Origin of the sequence: Micromonospora mangrovicola (assembly GCF_047200535.1) — a bacterium.
Taxonomy (GTDB): Bacteria; Actinomycetota; Actinomycetes; order Mycobacteriales; family Micromonosporaceae; genus Micromonospora.
In genome coordinates, this window is record NZ_JBJZOG010000065.1 from 1 (window position 1) to 24,811 (window position 24,811).

The 24,811-nt window shown below is 73.6% G+C and carries 31 protein-coding genes and 1 riboswitch; of the genes, 14 read left to right on the plus strand and 17 right to left on the minus strand.

Going from position 1 to position 24,811, the window contains the following annotated elements:
* Positions 1-8 precede the first annotated feature (8 nt).
* The 4 genes from dusB to ACL02O_RS23050 form a co-directional block, all read right to left on the minus strand.
* Positions 9-1,184, minus strand: coding sequence for a tRNA dihydrouridine synthase DusB (dusB, locus tag ACL02O_RS23035; RefSeq protein ID WP_412820211.1), 1,176 nt, complete (start codon positions 1,182-1,184; stop codon positions 9-11).
* 146 nt (positions 1,185-1,330) lie between these two features.
* Entirely contained in the window at positions 1,331-2,710 is a 1,380-nt protein-coding gene (locus ACL02O_RS23040) for a glycine--tRNA ligase (protein ID WP_412820212.1), read from the minus strand.
* A 115-nt stretch (positions 2,711-2,825) separates the two neighbouring features.
* Positions 2,826-3,380, minus strand: coding sequence for an Rv0361 family membrane protein (locus ACL02O_RS23045; protein WP_412820213.1), 555 nt, complete (start codon positions 3,378-3,380; stop codon positions 2,826-2,828).
* Between the two features lie 25 nt (positions 3,381-3,405).
* Positions 3,406-3,747 (minus strand): antibiotic biosynthesis monooxygenase family protein, encoded by a 342-nt coding sequence (locus ACL02O_RS23050; protein ID WP_412820214.1) that lies wholly within the window; start codon positions 3,745-3,747, stop codon positions 3,406-3,408.
* Between the two features lie 26 nt (positions 3,748-3,773).
* On the opposite strand from ACL02O_RS23050, the gene ACL02O_RS23055 reads away from it, so the two are divergent.
* From ACL02O_RS23055 to ACL02O_RS23090, 8 genes are all read left to right on the plus strand, one after another.
* Complete coding sequence (locus tag ACL02O_RS23055) at positions 3,774-4,031, plus strand: DUF6703 family protein (RefSeq protein ID WP_412820215.1); 258 nt, start codon at positions 3,774-3,776, stop codon at positions 4,029-4,031.
* Between the two features lie 75 nt (positions 4,032-4,106).
* Complete coding sequence (locus ACL02O_RS23060; RefSeq protein WP_412820216.1) at positions 4,107-5,045, plus strand: metal ABC transporter substrate-binding protein; 939 nt, start codon at positions 4,107-4,109, stop codon at positions 5,043-5,045.
* A complete protein-coding gene (locus ACL02O_RS23065; RefSeq protein WP_412820217.1) occupies positions 5,042-5,806 on the plus strand; it encodes a metal ABC transporter ATP-binding protein in 765 nt (254 codons plus the stop codon). Before ACL02O_RS23060 ends, ACL02O_RS23065 begins: the two co-directional genes overlap by 4 nt.
* 1 nt (position 5,807) lies before the next feature.
* Positions 5,808-6,692, plus strand: coding sequence for a metal ABC transporter permease (locus tag ACL02O_RS23070; protein ID WP_412820218.1), 885 nt, complete (start codon positions 5,808-5,810; stop codon positions 6,690-6,692).
* Between the two features lie 43 nt (positions 6,693-6,735).
* A complete protein-coding gene (locus tag ACL02O_RS23075; RefSeq protein ID WP_412820219.1) occupies positions 6,736-7,038 on the plus strand; it encodes an ArsR/SmtB family transcription factor in 303 nt (100 codons plus the stop codon).
* Positions 7,035-7,427 (plus strand): Fur family transcriptional regulator, encoded by a 393-nt coding sequence (locus tag ACL02O_RS23080; RefSeq protein WP_412820220.1) that lies wholly within the window; start codon positions 7,035-7,037, stop codon positions 7,425-7,427. The genes ACL02O_RS23075 and ACL02O_RS23080 overlap by 4 nt, the downstream gene beginning before the upstream one ends.
* Before the next feature lie 47 nt (positions 7,428-7,474).
* Positions 7,475-8,080, plus strand: coding sequence for a hypothetical protein (locus ACL02O_RS23085; protein WP_412820221.1), 606 nt, complete (start codon positions 7,475-7,477; stop codon positions 8,078-8,080).
* A 9-nt stretch (positions 8,081-8,089) separates the two neighbouring features.
* Complete coding sequence (locus ACL02O_RS23090; protein WP_412820222.1) at positions 8,090-8,260, plus strand: hypothetical protein; 171 nt, start codon at positions 8,090-8,092, stop codon at positions 8,258-8,260.
* Between the two features lie 99 nt (positions 8,261-8,359).
* On the opposite strand, the gene ACL02O_RS23095 is transcribed toward ACL02O_RS23090, so the two are convergent.
* The 6 genes from ACL02O_RS23095 to ACL02O_RS23120 all read right to left on the minus strand — a co-directional run bounded on the left by ACL02O_RS23095 (position 8,360) and on the right by ACL02O_RS23120 (position 13,826).
* A complete protein-coding gene (locus ACL02O_RS23095) occupies positions 8,360-10,354 on the minus strand; it encodes an acyl-CoA dehydrogenase family protein (RefSeq protein WP_412820251.1) in 1,995 nt (664 codons plus the stop codon).
* A gap of 182 nt (positions 10,355-10,536) precedes the next feature.
* A complete protein-coding gene (locus tag ACL02O_RS23100; RefSeq protein WP_412820223.1) occupies positions 10,537-11,040 on the minus strand; it encodes a DUF6328 family protein in 504 nt (167 codons plus the stop codon).
* 105 nt (positions 11,041-11,145) lie between these two features.
* On the minus strand, positions 11,146-11,895 hold the full coding sequence (locus ACL02O_RS23105) for a sugar isomerase domain-containing protein (protein ID WP_412820224.1): 750 nt from the start codon (positions 11,893-11,895) through the stop codon (positions 11,146-11,148).
* Positions 11,892-12,704: an AAC(3) family N-acetyltransferase gene (locus ACL02O_RS23110; protein ID WP_412820225.1), complete on the minus strand. Its 813-nt coding sequence runs from the start codon at positions 12,702-12,704 to the stop codon at positions 11,892-11,894. The genes ACL02O_RS23105 and ACL02O_RS23110 overlap by 4 nt, the downstream gene beginning before the upstream one ends.
* On the minus strand, positions 12,701-13,525 hold the full coding sequence (locus ACL02O_RS23115) for an alpha/beta fold hydrolase (protein ID WP_412820226.1): 825 nt from the start codon (positions 13,523-13,525) through the stop codon (positions 12,701-12,703). The genes ACL02O_RS23110 and ACL02O_RS23115 overlap by 4 nt, the downstream gene beginning before the upstream one ends.
* A gap of 46 nt (positions 13,526-13,571) precedes the next feature.
* Positions 13,572-13,826, minus strand: coding sequence for a hypothetical protein (locus ACL02O_RS23120; protein ID WP_412820227.1), 255 nt, complete (start codon positions 13,824-13,826; stop codon positions 13,572-13,574).
* 55 nt (positions 13,827-13,881) lie between these two features.
* Positions 13,882-13,990, plus strand: a riboswitch (TPP riboswitch).
* A gap of 76 nt (positions 13,991-14,066) precedes the next feature.
* Here ACL02O_RS23120 and ACL02O_RS23125 point away from each other — a divergent pair.
* The 3 genes from ACL02O_RS23125 (at position 14,067) to ACL02O_RS23135 (ending at position 16,980) form a co-directional block, all read left to right on the plus strand.
* Complete coding sequence (locus ACL02O_RS23125) at positions 14,067-14,651, plus strand: ECF transporter S component (RefSeq protein ID WP_412820228.1); 585 nt, start codon at positions 14,067-14,069, stop codon at positions 14,649-14,651.
* A gap of 113 nt (positions 14,652-14,764) precedes the next feature.
* Entirely contained in the window at positions 14,765-16,183 is a 1,419-nt protein-coding gene (locus ACL02O_RS23130) for an ABC transporter ATP-binding protein (protein ID WP_412820229.1), read from the plus strand.
* A complete protein-coding gene (locus ACL02O_RS23135) occupies positions 16,180-16,980 on the plus strand; it encodes an energy-coupling factor transporter transmembrane component T family protein (protein WP_412820230.1) in 801 nt (266 codons plus the stop codon). Before ACL02O_RS23130 ends, ACL02O_RS23135 begins: the two co-directional genes overlap by 4 nt.
* A 148-nt stretch (positions 16,981-17,128) precedes the next feature.
* On the opposite strand, the gene ACL02O_RS23140 is transcribed toward ACL02O_RS23135, so the two are convergent.
* Positions 17,129-17,395, minus strand: coding sequence for a hypothetical protein (locus tag ACL02O_RS23140; RefSeq protein ID WP_412820231.1), 267 nt, complete (start codon positions 17,393-17,395; stop codon positions 17,129-17,131).
* A gap of 241 nt (positions 17,396-17,636) precedes the next feature.
* Here ACL02O_RS23140 and ACL02O_RS23145 point away from each other — a divergent pair, with 241 nt between their 5' ends.
* Together ACL02O_RS23145 and gndA are read left to right on the plus strand one after the other, a co-directional pair.
* Positions 17,637-17,933 (plus strand): MTH1187 family thiamine-binding protein, encoded by a 297-nt coding sequence (locus tag ACL02O_RS23145; protein ID WP_412820232.1) that lies wholly within the window; start codon positions 17,637-17,639, stop codon positions 17,931-17,933.
* Positions 17,934-18,042: 109 nt separating this feature from the next.
* Positions 18,043-19,485 (plus strand): NADP-dependent phosphogluconate dehydrogenase, encoded by a 1,443-nt coding sequence (gene gndA / locus ACL02O_RS23150; protein WP_412820233.1) that lies wholly within the window; start codon positions 18,043-18,045, stop codon positions 19,483-19,485.
* A gap of 3 nt (positions 19,486-19,488) precedes the next feature.
* On the opposite strand, the gene ACL02O_RS23155 is transcribed toward gndA, so the two are convergent.
* From ACL02O_RS23155 to recO, 5 genes are all read right to left on the minus strand, one after another.
* On the minus strand, positions 19,489-20,256 hold the full coding sequence (locus ACL02O_RS23155) for a pirin family protein (RefSeq protein ID WP_412820234.1): 768 nt from the start codon (positions 20,254-20,256) through the stop codon (positions 19,489-19,491).
* Positions 20,253-20,447 carry a thioredoxin reductase gene (locus tag ACL02O_RS23160; protein ID WP_233600933.1) on the minus strand — a complete coding sequence of 65 codons (195 nt, stop codon included), beginning with the start codon at positions 20,445-20,447 and terminating at the stop codon, positions 20,253-20,255. Before ACL02O_RS23160 ends, ACL02O_RS23155 begins: the two co-directional genes overlap by 4 nt.
* A gap of 165 nt (positions 20,448-20,612) precedes the next feature.
* Positions 20,613-20,798 carry a hypothetical protein gene (locus ACL02O_RS23165; protein ID WP_412820235.1) on the minus strand — a complete coding sequence of 62 codons (186 nt, stop codon included), beginning with the start codon at positions 20,796-20,798 and terminating at the stop codon, positions 20,613-20,615.
* Positions 20,799-20,865: 67 nt separating this feature from the next.
* Positions 20,866-21,642: an isoprenyl transferase gene (locus tag ACL02O_RS23170; RefSeq protein ID WP_412820236.1), complete on the minus strand. Its 777-nt coding sequence runs from the start codon at positions 21,640-21,642 to the stop codon at positions 20,866-20,868.
* A 53-nt stretch (positions 21,643-21,695) separates the two neighbouring features.
* Positions 21,696-22,544, minus strand: a complete 849-nt coding sequence (gene recO / locus ACL02O_RS23175) for a DNA repair protein RecO (RefSeq protein WP_412820237.1) — start codon at positions 22,542-22,544, stop codon at positions 21,696-21,698.
* A 101-nt stretch (positions 22,545-22,645) separates the two neighbouring features.
* On the opposite strand from recO, the gene ACL02O_RS23180 reads away from it, so the two are divergent.
* A complete protein-coding gene (locus tag ACL02O_RS23180; RefSeq protein WP_412820238.1) occupies positions 22,646-23,425 on the plus strand; it encodes a DUF4097 family beta strand repeat-containing protein in 780 nt (259 codons plus the stop codon).
* A gap of 100 nt (positions 23,426-23,525) precedes the next feature.
* Here the strand turns inward: ACL02O_RS23180 and ACL02O_RS23185 are convergent, their stop codons facing one another.
* Positions 23,526-24,668: an acyltransferase family protein gene (locus ACL02O_RS23185; RefSeq protein ID WP_412820239.1), complete on the minus strand. Its 1,143-nt coding sequence runs from the start codon at positions 24,666-24,668 to the stop codon at positions 23,526-23,528.
* Positions 24,669-24,811: the final 143 nt, after the last annotated feature.

Here is a 24,811-nt window from a genome sequence, read left to right on the forward strand (position 1 = left end):
CTTCGGGATCAGCCGCCGGAGTCGTCCAGCTCGGCGCCGTCCGGCGGGGTGTCGTCGTCGCGGCTGGCCAGCCAGCCGTCGGGCAGGAAGACCTTGCCCGGGGAGTTGGTCCGGCCGCGCGGCTGACCCAGGGTCTCCACCGGGAACGGCACGGCCGGGTCGAGCTTGCCGAGCAGATCGTCCAGCTGGGCGAGGCTGTCGATCATCGCCAGCGAACGGCGCAGCTCGCTGCCGATCGGGAAGCCCTTGAGGTACCAGGCGACGTGCTTGCGGAAGTCGGTGCAGCCGTCCCGCTCACCTCGGGCCGGGTTGCGGGCACCGGCGACGAACTGGTCGACCAGCAGCTCGGCGTGCCGCCGCATGGTCACCGCCACCTCGCCGAGGCTGGGCAGCCGCCGCTCGGTCCGGCCGTTGAAGGCCGCCTCCAAGTCGGCGAAGAGCCACGGCCGGCCCAGGCAGCCCCGCCCGATCACCACGCCGTCGACCCCGGTGTGGGCGACCATCCGCAGCGCGTCGTCGGCCTCCCAGATGTCGCCGTTGCCGAGCACCGGCACGTCGAGCGCCTGCTTGAGGGTGGCGATGGCGTCCCAGTCGGCGGTGCCCGAGTACCGCTGCGCGGCCGTACGCCCGTGCAGGGCGACCGCCGCCACCCCGGCATCCTGGGCGGCGAGCCCGGCCTCGACGTACGTCAGGTGGTCGTCGTCGATGCCCTTGCGCATCTTCACGGTGACCGGCACCCCGGCCGGTGACGCGGCATCCACCGCGGCCCGGACGAGCCGGGCGAAGAGCCGGCGGCGCCACGGCAGCGCGGACCCGCCGCCCCGCCGGGTGACCTTCGGGACCGGGCAGCCGAAGTTGAGGTCGATGTGGTCGGCGAGGTCCTGCTCGACCACGATCCGCACGGCGGCGGCGGTGATCTCCGGGTCGGTGCCGTAGAGCTGGAGGCTGCGCGGTCGCTCCTCCGCCCCGAAGGCGATCATGCGCAGCGTCTTCGGGTTCCGCTCGACCAGCGCCCGGGTGGTGATCATCTCGCAGACGTAGATGCCGCCACCCTGCTCCCGGCAGAGCCGCCGGAAGCCGACGTTGGTGATCCCGGCCATCGGCGCGAGCACCACCGGCGGCCAGACCTCGTGCGGTCCGAGGGTCAGCGGGCGCGAAGCGACGGGAGCGGGGGAACTGGTCACGTACCCAAGAATCCCACGCCCGCGCCGGTGGCCCGGGCTCCGGTGGCCGGCCGCCGCCGCGATGGTGAGCGAACTCGCACCGCGACGGCGACCGGCGACGCCCCGCATCCCGGTGACACGGGGTGCGGGGCCGTCGGCCGGTCGGCTCAGCAGCCGGGCAGGCGCTCGATCAGGTAGCGCTCGACCTGATCCAGCGAGATCCGCTCCTGGCCCATCGTGTCCCGGTTCCGCACGGTCACCGCGTTGTCGTCGAGGGTGTCGAAGTCGACGGTGACGCAGAAGGGCGTACCGATCTCGTCCTGGCGGCGGTAGCGGCGGCCGATGGCCTGCGAGTCGTCGAACTCGACCACCCAGCGCTTGCGCAGGTCGGCGGCGAGCTGCTTGGCCTTGGGCGAGAGCGCCTCGTTGCGGGACAGCGGCAGCACCGCCACCTTGACCGGGGCGAGCCGCGGGTCGAACCGCATGACGGTGCGCTTGTCCACGCCGCCCTTGGTGTTCGGGGCCTCGTCCTCGTCGTACGCCTCGAGCAGGAAGGCGAGCACCGCGCGGGTCAGGCCGGCGGCCGGCTCGATCACGTACGGGATCCAGCGCTCACCCTTGGTCTGGTCGAAGTACGACAGGTCGACGCCGGAGTGCTTGCCGTGCGTGGACAGGTCGAAGTCGGTGCGGTTGGCGATGCCCTCCAGCTCGGCGAACTCGGTGCCGCCGAACTGGAACCGGTACTCGATGTCGACGGTGCGCTTCGAGTAGTGGGAGAGCTTCTCCTTGGGGTGCTCGTAGAAGCGCAGGTTGTCCGCGGAGAGGCCCAGGTCGAGGTACCAGTTCCAGCGCTCCTGGAGCCAGTACTCGTGCCACTTCTCGTCGGTGCCCGGCTCGACGAAGAACTCCATCTCCATCTGCTCGAACTCGCGGGTCCGGAAGATGAAGTTGCCCGGGGTGATCTCGTTGCGGAACGACTTGCCGGTTTGCGCGATGCCGAACGGCGGCTTCTTGCGGGCGACCGTCTCCACGTTCTTGTAGTTGACGAAGATGCCCTGGGCGGTCTCGGGGCGCAGGTAGTGCAGGCCCTCTTCGCTCTCCACCGGGCCCAGGTAGGTCTTCATCAGGCCGTTGAACATCTTCGGCTCGGTGAAGGTGCCCTTGTTGCCGCAGTTCGGGCAGTTGATCTCCGTCAGCGAGGTCGGCGGCCGGCCGTGCTTGGCCTCGTACGCCTCTTCCAGGTGGTCGGCACGGAACCGCTTGTGGCAGGACTGGCACTCGGTCAGCGGGTCGACGAACTCGGCGATGTGGCCGCTGGCCTCCCAGACCTGGCGGGCCAGGATGACCGCGGAGTCCAGGCCGACGACGTCGTCGCGCTGCTGGACCATGGTCTTCCACCACTGCCGGCGGACGTTCTCCTTGAGCTCCACGCCGAGCGGACCGTAGTCCCACGCCGATCGGGTGCCCCCGTAGATCTCGCTGGAGGGGAAGACGAAGCCTCGGCGCTTGGCGAGGCTGACGACGGCGTCGATTCGGTCGGCTGGCATGTTTCCTCCTACGCCGGCTGGCGGTCGGCGGGGGCGATGTATGGATGGAACCGGACGGTCCGGGACAACGGTACGGCGACCGAGGTCCCGAGCCCAGCAGAATACCGGGGCCGGGTCAGCTCACCCCGCAGACCTCCATGCCGCCCGTCTGCTGGTCCGGTGCCAACGTCACCGTCTGGTCCTCCTGTTTACCGCCGACCAGCGTCACGTCCACCGGCACGGTCAGCGTCTGGGTGTCGACCTTGCCGACCCGGTAGCCGGAGATCTGCGGCTCGGTGGCCACCCGCTGCTCGAACTCCTGCCGGGACTCGCGCCGCCGGGCGTCGTCGCAGAGCTGGTCGTACGCCTTGGACCAGTCCTTCTCGACGAGGGCCTGGTAGTAGTCGTCGGTGACCGCTCGGCCCTGCTCCTCGACGGCCTGGACGTTGCTCACCGCCAGCCCGACGACGGCCGCGCCGCCCCCGCCGCAGCAGAGCAGCACGGCGAGCGCGCCGACGCCGAGCCCGAGCCAGAGCCGCGACCGCCGACCCTCGGTGGGCGGGGCGGCGAAGGGCGGTGCGACCCCGGGGCCGGGGGGCGGCGCGGGGACGCCGGGCTCCGCCGGAGGTGGCGGCGGGCCGCCGGACGGCACGGGTGGTGGAGGTGGGACGGCCGGGCCGGGAGCGGTCATACGCCAGAGGGTAGTGCCCCCGGCCTCAGTGGTAAGGACCTGCGGCCCGATCACTGGCGACCACGACGACCTCGCCGTCGGGAGCGGCACTGGCGAGGGTCTCGTACGCGGATGGCTCGTCGACGGACCGGGCGAGCAGCGGCACGGCGGTGACCTTGACGTCGAACCCGCCCAGCGCCCGCCGGTACGCCCCGACCGACTCCCACTCGGTGAGCAGGCACCAGTGCGTCGGGTCGTCCAGCGCCCGGGTCAGCTCGCCGCGCAGGTAGCCGGGGCGGGCGGCGAGCGCGGCCAGCGCGGCGTGCGCCCGTTCGGTGAATTCGGGTGCCCCCGCGGTGTCCACCACGAACCGGTTGGTGACCAGCACGGCTTCCTCCTCGTAGAGTCTGTGGGATGCAGCGTACGCAGAGTCCCCTGCTGGCCCGGCTGGCCGGGCTCAATCCGACGACGGTGTTCCTGGCGACGCTGGTCCTGGTGCTGGTGGCGCTCTTCGCGCCCGGCCCGGCGGGCGGCGTGCTGTTGCTCCTGCTGGCCGGGCTGCTGGTGTGGCTGATGACCGTCACCTGGGCGGTCCAGCGGCCGGCCACCCGGGTGCTCCGGCTGGTCATGCTCACCCTGTTGATCGCGGTGGCGCTGGCCAAGCTGCTCTGAGCCGGGCCCGCCCCGCGCTGACATGCAATCATGCGTTTTTGACAATCAATTTCGTTATCACGGACAGTTGACGACATGACCGTCCGTCCTGCCGTACGCGCCCTCGCCGCAACCACCGCCGCCCTGCTCACGCTGGCTGGCGCCGCCGCCTGCTCGGGTGGCGACGGCAGCGGCAGCGACCCGAACCGGGTCGACGTGGTGGCCGCGTTCTACCCGCTGCAGTTCCTCGCCGAGCGGATCGGCGGAGACGCCGTCACGGTCACCAACCTGGTCAAGCCCGGCGCGGAGCCGCACGACCTGGAGCTCAACCCGCGCCAGGTCGGCAAGATCAGCGACGCGGAGCTGATCGTCTACCTCGCCGGCTTCCAGCCCGCGGTGGACGAGGCGGTCGCGCAGAACGGCGGTGACCGGGCCTTCGACGTCGCCGGCGTCCAGCCGCTGCGCGACGCCGCCGAGGGCGGGCACCAGCACGACGGCGAGGCCGGGCACCAGGAGAGCGGCGGCAAGGACCCGCACGTCTGGCTCGACCCGACCCGGCTGGCCACCATCGGCGACCGGCTCGCCGAGCGGCTCGGCAGGGCCGACCCGGACCGGGCCGCCGACTTCACCGCCCGGGCGGCGGCGCTCCGCGCCGAGCTGGAGCGGCTGGACGCCGACTACACGCAGGGGCTGAAGACCTGCCAGCGGCGGGAGATCGTGACCAGCCACGCCGCCTTCGGATACCTCGCCGCCCGCTACCAGCTCGACCAGGTCGGCATCACCGGGCTGAGCCCGGAGACCGAACCTGCCCCGCAGCGCCTCGCCGAGGTGGCGAAGGAGGCCCGGGCACACCAGGCCACCACCATCTTCTTCGAGACGCTGGTCAGCCCGAAGGTCGCCGAGACGGTGGCCCGCGAGGTCGGGGCGAGGACCGCCGTGCTCGACCCGATCGAGGGCCCACCGGCCGAGGGCGACTACCTCTCGGCGATGCGTACCAACCTCCAGACCCTCCGGACCGCCTTGGACTGCTCATGACCGCACCCGTGATCCAGGTCGCGCACGCCGCCGTCGGCTACGACGCCCGGCCGGTGCTGCGGGACGTCTCGCTCACCGTCACCGCCGGCGAGGTGGTCGCCGTGCTCGGCGCCAACGGCTCCGGCAAGTCCACCCTGATCCGCGCCGTGCTGGGCCTGGTCCCGCTGCGCGCCGGGTCGGTCACCCTGTTCGGCACCCCGCGGCGACGCTTCCGGCAGTGGCACCGCATCGGGTACGTCCCGCAGCGGCTCGGCGCGGGCAGTGGCGTACCGGCCACCGTGGGCGAGGTGGTGGCGTCGGGGCGGCTGGCCCGCCGGGGCCCGCTGCGCCCGCCGGGCCGGGCCGACCGCGAGGCGGTCGCCGAGGCGCTGCGCGCCGTCGGGCTCGCCGACCGGGCCGGCGACCCGGTCTCCACCCTCTCCGGTGGCCAGCAGCAGCGCACCCTGATCGCCCGGGCGCTCGCCGGCCAGCCGGAGCTGCTGGTGCTGGACGAGCCGACCGCCGGGGTGGACGCGGCCAGCCAGGAGGCGTTCGCCCGGGCGCTGCGCGGCTTCCTCGACGGCGGCGGGACGGTGCTGCTGGTCGCCCACGAGCTCGGCCCGCTGCGCCCGCTGATCAGCCGGGCGGTCGTGGTCCACCAGGGCGGGATCGCCCACGACGGGCCGGTGCCGGAGCCCGCCGGGCACCACGCAGACCCCGACCACGAGCACGTGCACCCGCACTGCGACGAGGAGCCCGCCGGGCTGTGGAGGAGCATCTGACATGGACCTCTTCCAGTACGACTTCATGCTGCGCGCCCTGGTCGGCGCGCTGGTCATCGGGCTGGCCGCGCCGGCGCTCGGCATCTACCTGGTGCAGCGGCGGCTGGCGCTGATCGGCGACGGCATCGGGCACGTGGCGCTGACCGGCGTCGGCGCCGGGCTGCTGCTCAACCGCTCCCCCGTGCTGGTGGCGGTGCTCGCGGCGACGCTCGGCGCGGTCGTCGTCGAGGTGGTCCGCTCGCGCGGGCGCACCTCCGGCGACCTCGCGCTGGCGCTGCTGTTCTACGGCGGCATCGCCGGCGGCGTGATGCTGGTCGGGCTCTCCGACGCCAGCAGCGCGTCGCTCAACTCGTACCTCTTCGGGTCGCTGATCACCACGTCGCCGGCCGACCTGGTCACCATCCTGGTGCTCGGCGCGGTGATCCTGGTGGCCATGCTGGCGCTGCGTCCGGCGCTCTTCGCGGTCTGCCACGACGAGGAGTACGCCCGGGTCTCCGGCCTGCCGGTCCGGGCGCTCAACCTGCTGATCGCGGTGGGCACCGCGTGGACGGTGACGATCGCCATGCGAGCGGTCGGGGTGCTGCTGATCAGCGCGCTGATGGTGGTGCCGGTGGCCACCGCGCAGCAGGTCACCCGGGGCTTCCGCAGCACCATGGCGGCGGCGATGGCGTTGGGCCTGTTCGCCGCCGGTGCGGGGGTCTGGGTGGCCGCCACCGCCGACACCGCGCCCGGCGCCTCGGTGGTGCTGCTGGCCATCGCCTCGTTCCTGGTGGTCGCGCTGGCCGCCGCGGCCTGGCGGGCGCTGCGCGCGCGGTCCCGACCGGTCGCCGAGGCGGTCGTCGAGGCGGTCGTCGAGCCGCCTGAGCACGAGGTCACGCTGCGATGAGCCACCACCGGCCGGCGCACCCGGCATTGGTTACCGTTACGGGGTGACCGCCACGAACGGGTACGACGCCTTCGAGGGCGCGGGTGACCTGCTGCGCGCCCTGTCGGCGCCCATCCGGCTGGCGATCGTGAGCGAACTGGCCGAGGGTGAGCGTTGCGTGCACGAGCTGGTGGAGAAGCTCGGCGCGCCGCAGCCGCTGGTCTCCCAGCACCTGCGGGTGCTGCGCGGCGCGGGCGTGGTGCGCGGCTCCCGCCGCGGGCGGGAGATCGCGTACGCCCTGGTCGACGAGCACGTCGCGCACATCGTCGCGGACGCCGTCAGCCACGCCGGGGAGGGGTCGTCATGAGCGAGGGGGCACTCCGGAACACCCGGCAGCGGACCGCGGTGAGCGCGCTGCTGGCCGACGTGGAAGGCTTCCACAGCGCGCAGGACCTGTACGCGATGCTGCGCCAGCGCGGCGAGCGGGTCGGTCTTACCACCGTCTACCGCACGTTGCAGGGGCTCGCCGACGCCGGCGAGATCGACGTGATGCGCCCGCCCGGCGGTGAGCACCTCTACCGGCGGTGCAGCGGGGGTCACCATCACCACCTCGTCTGCCGGGACTGCGGCCGCACCGTGGAGGTGGCCGGGCCGGCGGTGGAGAGCTGGGCGGAGCGGGTCGCCGCCGAGCACGGCTACGCCGAGGTCAGTCACACCCTGGAGATCTTCGGCACCTGCCCGACCTGCGCCGGCTGAGAAATCTCGCCGTGCCGCCCGGGCCCGGCCGTGGCACGCTGTCCGGCGTGAAGATCTACGCTGATCGTTTCCCGGTAGCCCTCCGTCAGCTCCTCACCGACCTGCTCGTGGTCGTCTGGGTGTACGCGGCGATCCGCTTCGCGCTCTGGCTGCACGACCTGGTCGAGAAGCTCGCCGTACCCGGGCGGAAGCTGGAGGGGGCCGGTGGCGGCCTCGCCGACAATCTGGCCGAGGCGGGCGGCAAGGTCGGCCGGGTGCCACTGGTCGGCGACGAGCTGACCGCCCCCTTCACCAAGGCCGCCGAGGCCGCCCGGTCCGTCGCCGAGGCGGGCCGCGACCAGCAGGAACTCGTCGGCCAGCTGGCCCTGGCGCTGAGCATCGCGGTGCTGGTGTTCCCGCTCGGCCTGGTGCTCTTCGGCTGGTTGCCGCTGCGGGTGCGCTGGATGCGCCGGGCCGGCTCGGCGCAGGCGCTCGCCGGCGCCCCGGCCGGGCGGGACCTGCTGGCGCTGCGCGCGCTGGCGGGGCAGCCGCTGGGCAGGCTGACCCGGATCGCGCCCGACGTCGCCGAGGCGTGGCGGCGCGGCGACGACGCGACGGTCGACGCGCTCGCCGCGCTGGAGCTGCGCAGACTCGGCCTGAAGGGCGGCCGCTAAGGTGTGGCGGTGCTGTACTTCCTGATCGCCGTCGCCGTGCTGCTGCTGGTCTACGCGGGCGTCCTGGTGAGCTTCCTCCGCAAGGGCCGGCGCATTCCGCCGGCCGCGTACCTGGTGCTGGCCGGGCTCAACGGGCTGATCCTGGCCGGGGTGATCACCTGGGCGGTGGCGAGCCGCTGAACCGACCGCCCGGCCGGCACGGGCGCCCGCCGGGCGGCGTGGGATGCGGCGTGTCGCGGCCTCCGGTCGGCCGAACACCACGACATGCCGCAGGTCGCCTCACTGTGCCGGCGGGATCCGGCGCCGCACGTCCTCGGTCGTGGCCGGGCCGGGCTGCCAGCGGGCCACCCAGGGCCGGTCCGCCGCAGGGGCGACCACGCCCTCCTCCAAGGCGGCGTACCGGCCGGCGAGAATCCGCTTCGCGGCGGCCACGTCGACCGAGTCGGTGTTGGACCACAGCCCGGTGAACAGTTCGTCGATCCGGAGCCGGGCCTGCCGGCAGAACAGGTCGGCCAACTCGACGTTCTCCGGGTGGGTGTCCCGCTCGGCGACCGCCCGGACGCAGACCGCCGACATCGCGAACAGCTCCGCGCCGATGTCCACCACCCGGCCGAGGAACGCCTGCTTGCGCTCCATCTTTCCCTGCCAGCGGGACATCGCGTAGAAGGTGGACCGGGCCAGCTTCCGGGAGGCCCGCTCGACGTGCCGCAGGTGACCGGCGAGCGGACCGAACTCGGCGTACGACCCGGGCGCCTGACCCTTGCCCACCGCGAGGGTGGGCAGCCACTTCGCGTAGAAGACGCCGGCCCGGGCACCCGCCTTCGCCTTGCGGCCCAACCCGGCGTCCGGGTCGATGATGTCGCCGGCCACCGACAGGTGTGCGTCGACCGCCTCCCGGGCGATCAGCAGGTGCATGATCTCAGTGGAGCCCTCGAAGATCCGGTTGATCCGCAGGTCCCGCAGCATCTGCTCGACCGCGGCCGGCCGCTCGCCCCGCGCGGCCAGGGACTCGGCCGTCTCGTAGCCCCGGCCACCCCGGATCTGGATCAGTTCGTCGGCGATCTTCCAGGCCATCTCGCTGGCGTACAGCTTCACCAGCGCGGCCTCGATCCGGATGTCGTTGCGGTCGTCGTCGGCGAGCAGGCAGCTGAGGTCGAGCATGCTCTCCATGCCGTACGTGGTGGCCGCGATGAAGGCCAGCTTCTTGGCGACCGCCTCGTGCTCGCCGACCGGCCGGCCCCACTGGACCCGGTCGGCCGACCACTCGCGGGCCACGTTCAACGACCACTTGCCGGCCCCGACGCACATCGCCGGCAGCGAGAGCCGTCCGGTGTTCAACGTGGTCAGCGCGATCTTCAGGCCCTTGCCCTCGCCGCCGATCACGTTCTCCTTCGGCACGAATACGTCGTGGAAGCGGGTGACGCTGTTCTCCAGCCCACGCAGGCCGACGAAGGCGTTGCGCCGCTCGATGGTGATGCCCTCGCTGTCGCCCTCCACCACGAAGGCGGTGATCCCGCCGCGCCGCCCCTCGGCGGCCGGCACCCGGGCCATCACCACGAGCAGGGTGGCCACCGTGCCGTTGGTGGCCCAGAGCTTCACCCCGTTGAGCCGGTAGCCGGTGCCGTCCTCGGTCGGCTCGGCGGTGGTGGCGAGCCGGGCCGGGTCAGAGCCGACATCCGGTTCGGTGAGCAGGAACGCGGAGACCTCCCCGGCGGCCAGCCGGGGCAGGAAGCGCTGCTTCTGTTCCGGGGTGCCGAACATCTTCAGCGGCTGCGGCACGCCGATCGACTGGTGCGCGGAGAGCAGCGCGCCGATCGCCGGGTTGACCGAACCGGCCCGCATCAGCGCCCGGCAGTAGTGCAGGTTGCTCAGCCCGAGGCCGCCGTACTTGCGGTCGATCTTCATGCCGAACGCGCCCAGCCGGGCCAGGCCGTGGAAGACCTCGTCCGGGATGCGCGCGTCCCGCTCGATCGCCGCACCGTCCACCTCGGCGTCCAGGTACGCCCCGAACGCGTCGAGGAACTCCTCGGCGCGGGCGACGTCGGCCGGGTCGGAGCGTGGCCACGGGTTGATCAGGTCCAACCGGAACCGGCCGAGGAAGAGTTCCTTGCCGAAGCTGGGCCGGTCCCAGGCCGCCTCCCGGGCCGCCTCGGCGACCTGGCGGGCCTCCTTCTCGGAGACCTGACCGGCCTCGGTCGGCAGTGGACCCGCCCCGCCCGCCTCGTCCACGGCGGCGGTGCCGGCCGGCGGATCGGTGTCGTCGATCGGGGCCATCCGACCGGTCGGCCCGCCGGCGTTCACGGGGTCGGGCCGGCTGTTCTGCGTCGTGGTCACGGCTGCCTCCTGGGGACCTCGGTCCGGCTGCGTCGACGTGCTCGACGAAGACGACGTTACTCCCGGGTGTTACCCAGGGGTAGCGTCGGACGCACGTCCGATTTGGCGCGAACCGGCGCAGCTCACCCGCCGGGTAGCACCTGCGGGTCGTCGTCCTCGTCGTCGATGTCGTCGTCACCCCAGCTGCGCCGGACGAACGGCAGGATCAGCCAGAACCCCAGGAACCAGACCCCGGTGATCGCGCTGAGCAGGAAGGCGACCGGCCGGTCGAGCACGAAGTCGGTGACCAGCAGCACCGCGCTGACCATCGAGACGAGCATGAAGCCGAGGCCGGCGGTGGCCATCCGGTGCGCGAACCGGACCAGCTCCGGCTTGCGTCCCTGCCGGAACAGGGCCCGGTGGAAGGCGACCGGTGAGATGATCATCGCGGCGGAGGCCGCCGCCGCCAGCAGGGCGACGACGTAGACGTCCCGCTGGAACTCGGTCGTGCGGTTGAACCCGTTGCTGAACGGCAGGGTGAGCAGGAACGCGAAGAGGATCTGCACGCCGGTCTGCGCCACCCGCAGCTCCTGGAGCAGGTCGGCGAAGTTGCGCTGCCAGCGCTGCTTCTCGGATTCCTTGGTCACGCACTACCTCCGGGAAGACGGTGTTGCCGGTGGGTGTCACCCACCCACCGGCAACAGCGCCTGTGCCCGATCCGGACGGTCGCGAAACCGGCTCACTCCTCGCGCTCACGCCCCCCGGCGGATCCGGCCGGCGTAGCGGGCCTCCAGCTCGGCGTTGTGCTCGTCCCCGCCGGTGATGTTGGCCGACAGGTAGACCGGGGGCCGCTCCCCCGCCGCCAGCAGCCGGGCCACCACCTCCGCCACGATCTGCTGCGCCAGCAGCGCGGCGGTGATCGAGGAGACCGCGCCGACCGCGCCGCCGCCGGGCAGCGGCAGGGTGGCGTCGCCGTACGGGGCGCCGTTGTCGAGCACCACGTCGGCGAAGTCGGCCAGCTTGCGGCCGGACGGGTGGCGCGAGGTCATCCGGGCGGAGTGCGCCGCCGAGGTGATCGCGACCAGGGCGTGCCCGCGCTCCTTCACGATGGCCGCGAACTCCACCATCGCGCCGTTCACACCGGAGTTGGAGGCGAGCACGAAGACGTCCTGCGGCCGGATCGGGGCCAGCTCGTAGAGGCGGTGCGCCACCGCCGGCTCGCGTTCCAGCTTCGGGCCGAGCACGTCGGCCGGCTCGCCGCCGTACAACACCAGGTCGCGCAGGGCGATCCGGTTGGTGGGCACCAACCCGCCGGCCCGACCGGCGATCTCCATGGCCAGGGCCTCGGAGTGCCCGGTGCCGAACGCGTGCACCACGCCGTCGGCACGCAGCGACTCGGCGATCAGGTCCGCGGCCCGGCCCACCCCGTCCCGCTGCCCGGCGGCCACCCGGCCGATCGTCTCGGTCACCACCGCCAGGTACGCCTCGGCGCTCACCGTCATGCTTCCTCCGTCCGTCGGTGCCGGGCCAGCCAGTCCACCGCGAAGTCGACCGCCGCCCGCTGCCTCATCAACCGGCCAGTGCCGTCCCCGACCGGCCCGAGCCGCACCGCGCCGGCGGCCTCCAGGTCGGCGCCGAGCCGGTCGAAGCCCCCGGCGTCCAGGCGGATGTCGTCCCACCACACCCACTCCCGGCCACCGTCGGCGGTCAGCACGGCCGCGCCGCAGCGCTGCTGCGGCGGGCTCGGCTGCCGGTACTCGGCCAGGTGCAGCGAGGTGTTGGGGCCGTGATCCACGCCGAGCAGCAGCACGTCAGCGTCGAGGTCGTAGAGGCGGGCCAGCGGGGAGCGCTCACCCAGCATGTCGGCGAGCGGGTGGCCGGCGACGATCCGCTCGGCGGCCGGCCCGAGCGCGGCGAAGGAGACGTGCGGGTGGTCGCTGCGCCGGGCACCCGGCCAGGTGCGGACCAGCTCCGCGAGCGCGCCCATGAACCGGCTCGGGGTGACCGCGGGATCGAAGCCGGGCAGCTCGGACCGGATGACCGGCCACCAGTGCGCCGGCACGGGCGGGTTGGTCCAGCCGGCCGGGTCGCTGTTCTCCGGGGTGTGGGTCGGCACCACCACGGTGCCGTCCGGGCCGAGCACGTCGCGCAGGGCGAGCAGCACCGCCTCCGGGCCGCCGCAGAGGAGACCCAGGCCGCGCAGGCCGGCGTGCACCAGCACGGTCCCGCCGGGGCGTACGCCGAGGGTGCGGAGCTGGGCGGCGAGCGACGCGCGGGTGTGCGGGCCGCCCGGCGCGTCGGCGGCGATCATCCGCCGACGCGGGCGAGGATCGCCTCGGCCAGCGGCGCGGGGGACTGGTCGGGAATCCAGTGGGTCACGCCGGTGAGCGTGACGAAGCGGTAGTCGCCGGTGACGTGCCCGGCGCACGCCTGGGCGGCGGTCCGGCCGATCGCGATGTCCCGGTCGCTCCAGACGAACGTCGTCGGCACCGCCACCGGCCCGACGGCCTTCATGTCCGCCCCGGTCATGGCGCGGTACCAGTTCAGGGCGGCGGTCAGCGCGCCGGGCTCGCGCATCGGGTCGGCGTAGCGGGCCACCCGGGCGGCGTCGCCGACCCCGCCGAGCATCCGCCGCAGGGTCGCCGCGCGGAACGCCAGCAGCACCTGCTCCGCCTTGCCCGGCTTGCGGAACAGCGCGATGTAGGAGGAGCGGGCCTTCTGCTGCGGGTCGGTGGCGAGCGCGTGGCCCATCGCCGCCGGGTGCGGCACCGACACCGCGGTCAGCGTGCGCACCCGCTCCGGGTACGCCGCCGCGAGCCCCCAGGCCACGATCGCCCCCCAGTCGTGGCCGACCAGGTGGGCGGCGGTGATCCCGAGCGCGTCGAGCAGGGCGGCCGCGTCGGCCACCAGCTCCGGGATGCGGTACGCCTCGACGGCGCCCGGCCGGGCGTCCGGCGAGTAGCCGCGCTGGTCGGGCGCGTAGGTGCGTAACCCGGTGGCGTGCAGCGCGGGCACCACCTCGTCCCACTCCCCGCCGTGCTGCGGGAAGCCGTGCAGCAGCAGGACGGGTTCGCCGTCCTCGGGACCGCCGGTGCGTACCTCGAACGTCAGACCTCGCGCGTCGACCCGCATGATCGGCAGCCTACCCAGTCGGCGCGGCGGGCAGCGGGGCCGACGGTCAGGGGCGGACCCGCCACCACCGGAGCCGGCCGGCCGCCCGGTCCCGGTCGTACGCGGCCCGGGACCGCTGCCGCAGCCACCCGGCAAGGGTCGCGAACAGGCCGATGCCGAGCACCGGCAGCAGGTAGCGCAGCGCCCGCCAGTCGCCCCGGGGTGCGGCGGTGACCAGCACGGCCAGCGCCAGCGGCAGCAGCCCCAGGAACGCGCCGAGCAGGGCCAGGAGTTGATCTCGGCGCGTTGAGTTCGGCGGCACGGGTGCAGGGTGACACGCCCCCGCCAGCTGGTGTTAGCGTCTGCCGAGACAACTTCACATCCGACAGGGGAGCGCACAGCGCTGAGAGTGCGGGCCGGGTGCCCGCAGACCCTCGGTACCTGATCTGGGTAATGCCAGCGCAGGGAGTTCGGTCGACCTCCAGCCGCGCCGCCGTCCGGTGATCCCGGGCGCGGCGTGCGTCTTCTCCTGGTTCGTCCACGCAGAACTGGGAGCTCATCAATGGACAACAACAACCGCTGGCGCACCATCGACATCGTGGTCGCATCGGTGATCGCGGTCGCCTTCGGCGTCATCTTCTGGGCCTGGGGCCTGCTCTGGGGCGCCACCGACGCCGCCTTCGCCTTCTTCCCGCCGGCCCAGACCCTGATCTACGGCGTCTGGCTGGTGCCGGCCGTGCTCGGTGGCCTGGTCATCCGCAAGCCCGGCGCCTCGCTCTACTGCGAGCTGGTCGCGGCGATCATCTCGGCGCTGCTGGGCAGCCAGTGGGGTGGCATCGTCATCGTGCAGGGGCTGATGCAGGGTGTCGGCGCCGAGCTGGCGTTCGCCGCCTTCCGCTACCGCTCGTACCGGCTGCCGACCGCCCTGCTGGCCGGCGCGCTGACCGGCCTGAGCGCGGCGATCTTCGACTTCGTCTACTGGAACAAGGCCTACGAACTGGTCAGCTACCGCATCCCGTACGCCCTGCTGACCATCGTCAGCGCCACCGTGATCGCCGGCCTGGGCTCGTTCTTCCTCACCCGCGCGCTGGCCGACACCGGCGTCCTGGACCGCTTCCCCGCCGGCCGCGACCGCGCCACGGTCTGACCACCCCACCCCGAATTGATCATGAGGCTGGTTGTGGTGTGGATCTCCGGAACCGCCGCCAGCCTCATGATCGGCGGGGCCGGGGCGGCCCGGGGGCCGGGAAGGAGGCTCGGGTGAGCGCGCTGGTGGTGCGGCGTTTCGGGTGGCGGCACGCCGGGCGCCGGCAGTGGGCGGTGCGCGGGGTGGACCTGCGCGTCGAGGCCGGCGAGCGGGTGTTGCTCCTGGGACCCTCGGGAGCCGGCAAGAGCACCCTGCTGGCCGCGCTCGCCGGGCTGCTGCCGGAGGACTCCGGCGAGCAGGAGGGCACCGTCGAGATCGACGGGCTCGACCCGCGCAAGGCCCGGGAACGGGTCGGCATCGTCTTCCAGGACCCGGAGACCCAACTGGTGATGGCCCGCTCCGGCGACGACGTCGCGTTCGGGCTGGAGAACCGGGGCGTACCGGCCGAGGACATCTGGCCCCGGGTGGACGAGGCGCTGCGCCGGGTCGGCTTCCCGTACCCCCGGGACCGGCCCACCGCCGCGCTCTCCGGGGGCGAACAGCAACGCCTGGCGCTGGCCGGGGCGCTCGCCCTGCGCCCGGGGCTGCTGCTGCTCGACGAGCCGACCGCCAACCTCGACCCGGCCGGCGGGGCCCTGGTCCGGCAGGCGGTCGCCGACGCGCTCGACGCCGACACCACGCTGATCCTGGTCGAGCACCGCGTCGCCGAGGCGTTGCCGCTGGTCGACCGGGTGGTGGTGCTGGAGGCCGGGGGCGGGGTGCGGTTCGACGGGCCGCCCGAGGTGGTCTTCGCCGCGCACGGCGACGCGCTCGCCGCGGCCGGCGTCTGGGTGCCCGGCCGTACCGTGCCGCACCGGCCCGCCACCGCGCCGGCCGGCGAGCTGCTGCTCGCCGCGGACCGGCTCGGCCTGCCGCCCCGGCTCGACCCCACCGACCTCCGGGTACGTGCCGGCGAGGTGCTCGCCGTCCTCGGCCCGAACGGCGCCGGCAAGTCCACCCTCGCGCTGCTGATCGGCGGCCTGCTCCGCCCCGGCACCGGTGCGGCCACCGCGACGGAAGCGCTGGCCGGCCGGGACGCCCGCACTCCCCCGCACCGGTGGCGCGCGCCCGCCCTGGCCCGGCGGATCGGCTCGGTCTTCCAGGATCCCGAGCACCAGTTCGTCACCGGCACGGTCCGGGACGAGCTGGCCCTCGGGCCGCGCCGAACCGGGCAGGACGAGGCGGCGGTACGGGCCACCGTGGACGGCCTGCTCGACCGGCTCGGCCTGGCCGGGCTGGCCGGGGCCAACCCGTACACCCTCTCCGGCGGCGAGGCGCGGCGGCTGAGCGTGGCGACCGCCCTGGCCACCGCGCCGCGCCTGCTCATCTGCGACGAACCCACCTTCGGCCAGGACCGACGGACCTGGCGGGAGCTGGTCGACCTCTTCGCCGAGCTGCGCGACGGCGGTCACGGCGTCGTCGCGGTCACCCACGACACGGACTTCGTCGCGGCGCTGGCCGACCGGACCGTCACCCTGGAGCGGCGCGCATGATCGGGGTGGAACCGGTCGCCGTGCCGGGCGCGCCGCTGGCCCGGCGCAACCCGGTGGCGAAGCTGGCCGCCGCGCTGGTCTTCTCGTTCGTCCTGATCGCCACCCTGGACCCGGTGGCACCGGCGATCGCCATCGCGGTCGAGTTGGCGGCGCTGCCGCTGTTCGGCATCCGGTACAGGGTGCTGGCCCGGCGGGCCTGGCCGCTGCTCGCCAGCGCCGGCGGCGTCCTGGTGACCCTGGTGCTGTTCGCCGCCGACCGCTCCGGACCGGTGCTGGTCGACGCCGGCCCGGTGCTGGTCACCCAGGGGGTGCTGGTCACCGCGCTGGGGCTGGTGCTGCGCATGCTCGCGGTGGCGCTGCCCGGGATCATCGTCTTCGCCACCACCGACGCCACCGACCTGGCCGACGCGCTGATCCAGAACGCTAAGGCGCCGGCCCGGTTCGCCATCGGCGCGCTCGCCGCGTTCCGGCTGGTGCCGCTCCTGGAGCAGGAATGGCGCATGATCAGCATGGCCCGGCGGGCCCGGGGCGTGGACGCCGGCCGCAACCCGGTGGCCCGGCTGCGGCTCTTCGTGTCGACGGCGTTCGCGCTGCTGGTCGGGGCGATCCGGCGCGGCACCCGGCTGGCGGTCGCGATGGACGCCCGGGGCTTCGACGCCGGCACCCCGCGGACGATCGCCCGGCGGCACCGCTTCACCCGGGCGGACGGGCTGCTGATCGTCGGCGCGGCGGTACTGGCCGGCGCGGCGCTGACGGCCAGCGTGCTGCTGGGCACCTTCCGCCCGCTGATCGGCTGACCGGGCGCGATCCACCCCGCCCGGCCCCGCCGAGCTTGGGCCGGCTCGGCCGGCTCGGCCTGGGGGATCCACTCGGGTTACGGCATGTCGCGGCCTCCGCAGGGCGGGATAGCCCGGGCTGCCGCAACCCGAGTGGATCAAGGGCCGGTCAGCTGCGCCGGAAGGCGTAGAAGCGGGTCTGGCCGGTGCGCTGGCTGCGCCCGGCCAGCCGGGCGTCGCGGCCCACCGGCGGGCCGGCCTTCGGCAGCCTCGCGGCGGACGGGCTCGACCCGGACGGGGCCGACCCGGACGAGGTGGGCACGGCGACGGGCACCTCGACCGGCGTCACCGTGCGGGCGTCGAGATCCGTCGGGGTCACGTCCGCCAGGGACGGCGACGGCTTGCGGGACTTCTTCGAACTGCGCTTGGCGGGCATCCGCTGACCTCCGGTCTGTCGGCCGCGCCGGCACGGCGCGGCGAGCGAACGAGCTCCGGCGGGTCCGACCACGACAGACACCACTACCGACGGCGGTGGGGAGGCATGCGGACGCCCGGAGCAGGACGGGTCCACGGCGGGGCGGTGGACCGGGCTCGGAGAAGGGCGTCAGTTACGCATGCCGACAGGCTAACCGGCCGCCCGGGCGACCCGCAGCCGAATTGCTGGCACGATCGGCGGCATGCTGATCGCGTTCTCGATCACCCCGCTCGGCGTGGGTGAGTCCGTGGGCGACCTGGTCGCCGACGCCGTCCGGGTGGTCCGTGAGTCCGGCCTGCCCAACCGGACCGACGCCATGTTCACCACCGTCGAGGGTGAGTGGGACGAGGTGATGGCGGTGGTGAAGCGCGCCGTGGACACCGTCGCGGCGCAGGCGCCCCGGGTCAGCCTGGTGCTCAAGGCCGACCTCCGTCCCGGGGTGACCGATGCGATGACCGCCAAGGTGGCGCACATCGAGGCCCGCCTCGCCGAGAGCTGAGGACGTACCGCCACCACCTCCTCACCCGGCGTCGACGTCCCCGCCCGTCCCCCGGCCGGCCGCGATACGGTCGCAGGACGGGCACCGGAGACGAGAGGTGGCGGTACGGATGGCACAGCAGGCGACGGCGCAGATCGGGGTGACCGGTCTGGCGGTGATGGGCCGCAACCTGGCCCGGAACCTGGCCCGCAACGGCTTCACCGTGGCGGTGCACAACCGCTCGCCCGAACGCACCCGCAGCCTGATCGCCGAACACGGCGCCGAGGGCGCCTTCGTGCCGTCGGAATCCCTGGCCGACTTCGTCGCCTCGCTGGAGCGCCCCCGCGCGGTGATCGTCATGGTGAAGGCCGGCGCCCCCACCGACGCGGTGATCGACGAGCTGGTCCCCCTGCTGGAAGAGGGGGACATCGTCGTCGACTGCGGCAACGCGCACTTCGCCGACACCCGCCGCCGGGAAGAGGCGCTGCGCGGCCACGGGTTGCACTTCGTCGGCACCGGCGTCTCCGGCGGCGAGGAGGGCGCGCTGCACGGCCCGAGCATCATGCCGGGCGGCTCGGCGGAGTCCTACCGCAAGCTCGGCCCGATCTTCGAGCGGATCGCCGCGCAGGTGGACGGCACGCCGTGCTGCCGGCACATCGGCCCGGACGGTGCCGGCCACTTCGTGAAGATGGTCCACAACGGCATCGAGTACGCCGACATGCAGCTCATCGCCGAGGCGTACGACCTGCTGCGGGCCGGGCTGGCGGCGAGCCCGGCGGAGATCGCGGAGATCTTCCGGGAGTGGAACGGCGGCGAGCTGGAGTCCTTCCTCATCGAGATCACCGCCGACGTGCTCGGGCACACCGACCCGGCGACCGGTCGGCCCTTCGTCGACATCGTGCTGGACCAGGCCGAGCAGAAGGGCACCGGCCGGTGGACCGTGCAGAGCGCGCTGGACCTGGGCATCCCGATCACGGGCATCGCCGAGGCCACCTTCGCCCGGTCGCTGTCCGGCCACGCCGACCAGCGGGCCGCCGCCCGCCGCGCCTTCCCCGACGCGGGCGAGAAGTGGCAGGTGGACGACCGGGAGACCTTCGTCGAGGATGTCCGGCGCGCGTTGCTGGCCAGCAAGATCGTCGCGTACGCGCAGGGCTTCGACCACATCCGCGCCGGCAGCCGGGAGTACGACTGGGGCATCGACCTGGGCGGCACCGCCACCATCTGGCGGGGCGGCTGCATCATCCGGGCCCGCTTCCTGGACCGGATCCGGGAGGCGTACGACGCCGAGCCGGAGCTGACCACGCTGCTGGTGGCCCCGTGGTTCGCCGACCGGGTCGCCGCCGGGGTGCCGGGCTGGCGGCGGGTGGTGGCCGACGCCGCCCGGGCGGGCGTGCCGACCCCGGCCTTCTCGTCGTCGCTGGCCTACTTCGACGCGCTGCGCGCCGAGCGGCTGCCGGCCGCGCTGATCCAGGGGCTGCGGGACAACTTCGGCGCCCACACCTACCACCGGGTGGACCGGGACGGTTCGTTCCACACCATCTGGGCCGGCGACCGCTCCGAAGTGGAGGCCTGACCCTCAGGCGAGGGTGGCGTGCATCTCCCAGACCAGGATCTCGGCCGGCTCGGCGGCGACCACCCGGTGGCCACCACCCATGGTGATCCGGGCGGCGTCGCCCTCGCCGAGGTGTCCGGAGCCCTCCAGGTTCACCGCTCCGGCGGGCACGTAGAGGTGCAGGAAGGGCGCGTCGGGAAGGATCACCTCGTCGCCCGGGGCGAGCCGGGCGGCGTGCAGGGTGGCGTAGCGGTTGCGGATCCGGATGGCCGAGGCGCCGTCGTAGCGGTCCATGCCGGAGGCGACCGGCACCAGGCCACCCCGGAGCAGCTCGTCGCCGATCTCCAACTGCTCGTAACCGGGGTCGATCCCCTCCTCGTCGGGGAGCACCCACATCTGGACGAAGTGGACCGGGTCGCGGTGCGGCGCGGTGCCCTCCAGCCGCCAGGAGTCGTTCTTCTCCGAGTGCAGGATGCCGGTGCCGGCGCTCATCCGCTGGGCCAGCCCCGGGTAGATGACGCCGGAGTGGCCGGTGGAGTCCTGGTGCACCAGCGAGCCGCGCAGCACCCAGGTCACGATCTCCATGTCCTGATGCGGGTGGGTCTCGAAGCCGGTGCCCGGGTGGACCACGTCGTCGTTGTTCACCAGCAGCAGACCGTGGTGCGTGTTGGCGGGGTCGTAGTGCCGCGAGAACGAGAACGAGTGCTTCGAGTCGAGCCAGGACAGCCGGGTGACGAACCGGTCGGCGGCCCGGCGGACGTCGACGCTCGGGGCCGGCGCGAGCGCGGTCACCAGGCACGCTGCCCGGTCTCGGTGGGCGCCCAGGTCAGCGCCGGCTCGCCGGTCGCCAGTTCGGCAATCTCCCCGGACCGGACGGCGGGCGAGTGGCCGAGCTCGGCGCAGTGCTGCTCCGCGATCTCCGCGCAGATCTCGGCGACCTGTTCGCAGATCGGGCTGCCCAGGTCGGCCGCGTTCAGCGCCATGATCATTTTGTACCGGAGCTCCCGCATCTCCACCCCCGTGGCGGGCACGTCCCGGCGGCGCGCCCTGCGCCGATCGTACGCGCGGGCGCCCCGCTCCCGGCCGGAAAGCCGGATGCGGGGCGCCCGCGGAGACGGCCGCCGCGACGCTGCGGCGCGCCGTCGACGTCAGAAGAACCGACGGCGCTTGGCCTTCTGCGGCCGGAGCATGTCGGCGCCCTTGGCGAGCAGTCGGCTCACCCCGGTCGGGCCGCGACGGGCCTCCAGGGAGTGGCTGAGCCGACGCGCGCCGGCAGCCGCCAGCGGCACGGCAACCGCCATGAGCGCCCACTGCGCGATCCGCTTCTGAATCATGTGGTTCACCTCCGCGTTGACTGCTGACCGTAGTGGTACCCAGCGCGTCGCGTCGGTAAGCGTGACCTCAGGCCCCCGGGGCCACCGGGTTGGGCAGCGCGCCGCCGAAGCGCCGGTCCCGCTGGGCGTACAGCTCGCAGGCGTACCAGAGGTGGCGGCGGTCGAAGTCCGGCCAGAGGGTGTCGAGGAAGACCAGCTCCGCGTACGCGCTCTGCCAGAGCAGGAAGTTGGAGGTGCGCTGCTCGCCGGAGGGGCGCAGGAAGAGGTCCACCTCGGGGACCTCCGGGTGGTAGAGGTACCGGGCGATGGTCTTCTCGGTGACCTTGCCCGGGTCGAGCTTTCCGGCGGCCACGTCACGCGCGATCGCGGCGGCGGCGTCGGCGATCTCCGCCTGGCCGCCGTAGTTGACGCAGAACTGGAGGGTCAGCGTCGAATTGTCCCGGGACATCTCCTCGGCGGTCTGCAGCTCGGAGATCACGCTCTTCCAGAGCCGGCCGGCCCGGCCGGACCAGACCACCCGCACACCGAGGTCGACGAGCTGGTCCCGGCGGCGGCGGATGACGTCCCGGTTGAAGCCCATCAGGAAGCGGACCTCGTCCGGCGAGCGCCGCCAGTTCTCGGTGGAGAAGGCGTACGCCGACAGGTAGGGGATGCCCAGCTCGATCGCGCCCTCGACGGCGTCGAAGAGGCTGTACTCCCCCTGCTCGTGCCCCTTGGTGCGGGGCAGGCCGCGCTCCTTCGCCCAGCGGCCGTTGCCGTCCATCACCACGGCGATGTGCTTTGGCAGCGCCTCGGCCGGCAGGGCCGGCGGCCGGGCACCCGACGGGTGCGGAGTCGGTGGCACCGGCGCACGCCGGCCGGCCCTCGTCGATCGGATCACTGCACTCTTCTCCCTGTTCACACCAGCGGTGGCGGGCCCGGCGCCGGCGGGACCACATCCGGCCCCACGCCGCCGGGCGGCGGGACCGCGCCGGACGCCGGGGAGCCCCGGTCGACCAGCGGCAGCGAGCGTAGCGCGCGCTCCAGGTGCCACTGGAGGTGCGCCGCGACCAGGCCGCTGCACTCCCGGCGCACGCCGGCCCCGGTGGCGTCGGCGTACGTCCAGTCGCCGGTGGTCAGCGCGGACATCAGGTCGATGGTGGCCGGGGCGGGGTGGGCGGCGCCGGGCGGGCGGCAGTCGGGGCAGACGGCGCCCCCGGCCGGCACGGAGAACGCCCGATGCTTCCCCGGGGTGCCGCAGACCGCGCAGGCGGTCAGCGCCGGCGCCCAGCCGGCGAAGGCCATCCCGCGCAGCAGGTACGCGTCGAGCACCAGGGTGGTGGCGTGTTCGCCCCGCGCCAGGGACTTCAGCGCGCCGAGGGTGAGCTGGAACAGGCGCAGGGACGGCTCCCGCTCGACCGGGGTGAGCCGCTCCGCGGTCTCGGCGATCGCGCTGGCCGCCGTGTAGCGGGGGTAGTCGCCGAGGAACCGCTTGCCGTACAGGTCGATCCCCTCGACCTGGCTGATGCTGTGCAGCGAGCTGCCCTGGTTGCCCTTGGGGTCGCCGGCGAGCTGGACGTCCACGTGCCCGAACGGCTCCAGCCGGGCGCCGAACTTGCTGGTGGTGCGGCGTACGCCCCGGGCCACCGCGCGCAGCCGGCCGTGCCGGCGGGTGAGCAGGGTGATGATCCGGTCGGACTCGCCCAGCTTCTGCACGCGCAGCACCACCGCGTCGTCGCGGTAGAGCTGTCGGCGGTACCCGGCCATCCGGCCATTCTCCCTCGGGGTGCGATCTCAGGGTCGGTTCGGGGTGGATCGGCGGCCGAACCCGGATGTGCGTGACGGCGCTCCGGCCGTAGCGTCTCGGCATGGCTCTGCACCGGACCACCGTCGCCGCCGCCGCGGCCGTCACTCTGATCCTCCTCGCCGGGTGTGACACCCTCTCGTTCCGCCGGCTCGACTTCGACGACACCGAGACGGTGAAGATCACCCAGATCACCGTGCCGGCCGGAGGCTCCGGTGACGTGACGGTCAGCGCCACCGGCCCCGCCGACCAGGTGCGGATCAAGCGGGTGGTCCGCTACCAGGGTGGGCAGCCCGAGACCCGGTACGAGATCAAGGGCGACGAGCTGGTGCTGCCGACCGACTGCGGCATCCGGTGCAGCGTCTCCTGGGAGGTGACCACCCCCGAGGGCGTGGCGGTACGCGGCGAGACCAGCTCCGGAAACGTCACGCTGAGCCACGTCGGCGCGGTGGACTTCACGCTGAACTCCGGCGACATCAGCGTGTCCGGAGCGCGCGCCGACGTCCGCGCCGAGACCAGCTCGGGCAACATCGAGGTGGTCGGCGCGGCCGGCGCGGTCCGGCTGCGCGCCACCTCCGGCAACATCGACGGCCGCCGGCTCGCCGCCGGGGTGGACGCGGAGGCCACCTCGGGCAACGTCACCGTCGAGCTGGACGAGCCGGCCTCGGCCCGGTTGCGCGCCGCCAGCGGCGACATCGAGCTGACCGTGCCCGCCGGCCGGTACCGGGTGCGGGCGCACGCGGACTCCGGCGACACCGAGCTGGCCGTGCCGGACGACCCGACTGCGTCGCTGCTCCTGGACGTCGCCGCCACCAGCGGCAACGTGACGATCCACCACCGCTGACCCCACGCCGCGCGCCACGCGTCACCTCGACGCCCGCTCCTCGATGCAGATTCACGGAAAGCGTGGCCATGCTTCGTGGCATGGCACCGCTTTCCGTGAATCAGGCCCCTCGGCCGGCGCGGTCGAAGTCGGGGGCGGGGCGGCGGGGGGCGGGGATGAGGGCGGGGGCGGCCGGCACCAGCTCGGTCTCGGCGGGGGCGGGGCCGGCCGGGGCGGCCGCCGCCCGGTCGACCACGGTCCGCCGGGGCCGGCCGGGGAACAGTTCCGGCGGGCGCCGGGCCGCCACGTCCTCCACCCAGCCGACCAGCAGGGTGACCACCCCGACCAGCGCGAACACCAGCACCACCCGGACGGCGAGGCCGAGCGGGTCGCGCGGCGTCCAGCCGACCAGGCCGACCAGTGGCGTGAGCGCCACCACGAACGACATGTGCCACAGGTAGACGGTCAGCGCACGCCGGTTCAGCACGGTGACCATCCGGCCGACCAGCGGGTAGCGGTCCACCCAGGGCGCTTCGGCCGGGGCCCGGCCGATCGCGACCAGGATGAACGCCGCCGACCAGAGCGCGTTGCCGAGGTGGATGTCGTTCAGGTCGTAGCCGCGCGGGCCCGGGTGGGTGAAGATCCAGCCGAGGCCGGCGGCGCCGAGGGCCAGCACGGCGGGGACGAAGACACGGTTGCTCATCCGGCGGAGCAGCCCGTCGTGGTGGGCGAAACCGAGCAGCCAGGCGCCGAAGTACAGGCCGAACTCGCGCAGCACGGTCGGCGCGTCCGGGAAGATGCCGAACTCGATCGTGGCGAGCAGCGCGTACGGGACGAGCAGGGTGGGCAGCGGCGCGCGGCGGAACAGCCGCAGGACCAACGGCGAGGCGAGCACGAACCAGAGGTAGTCCCGCAGGTACCAGATCGGGCTCAGGGCCAGCCCGCCCCAGTAGTTGGCCGGCGGGTCGCTCACCGGGAAGAGCCAGAGCAGCACCTTCGGGGTGAGCGGCAGACCGGTGAGCAGCATGGCGGGCACGAAGACCGCGGCGAGCACCCACAGCGAGGGCAGCAGGCGGCGCAGCCGACGCGCCACCGCAGGCACGCCGGTCCGGTCCAGCGACGCGACCATCAGCGAACCGGCGAGCGCGAACATCACCGACATGGCGGGGAACACCAGCGTGAGTGCGGCGTAACCCGTGACGTGATAGACGACGACTCGGACGATGGCCAGGAAGCGGAGCAGGTCCAGGTATCGGTTTCGCATCAGCCTGCATCTATTTCCGGGGGGCGGGGGCAAAGCTCTCCTACCCTCCGGCCCGACCCGTCGAAACGACCACGGGCGGGGGTCAAAAGTGACACTTCCCATAAAGCCGACCGATCCGGATCAGCGTGAGAGACCCGGCAACA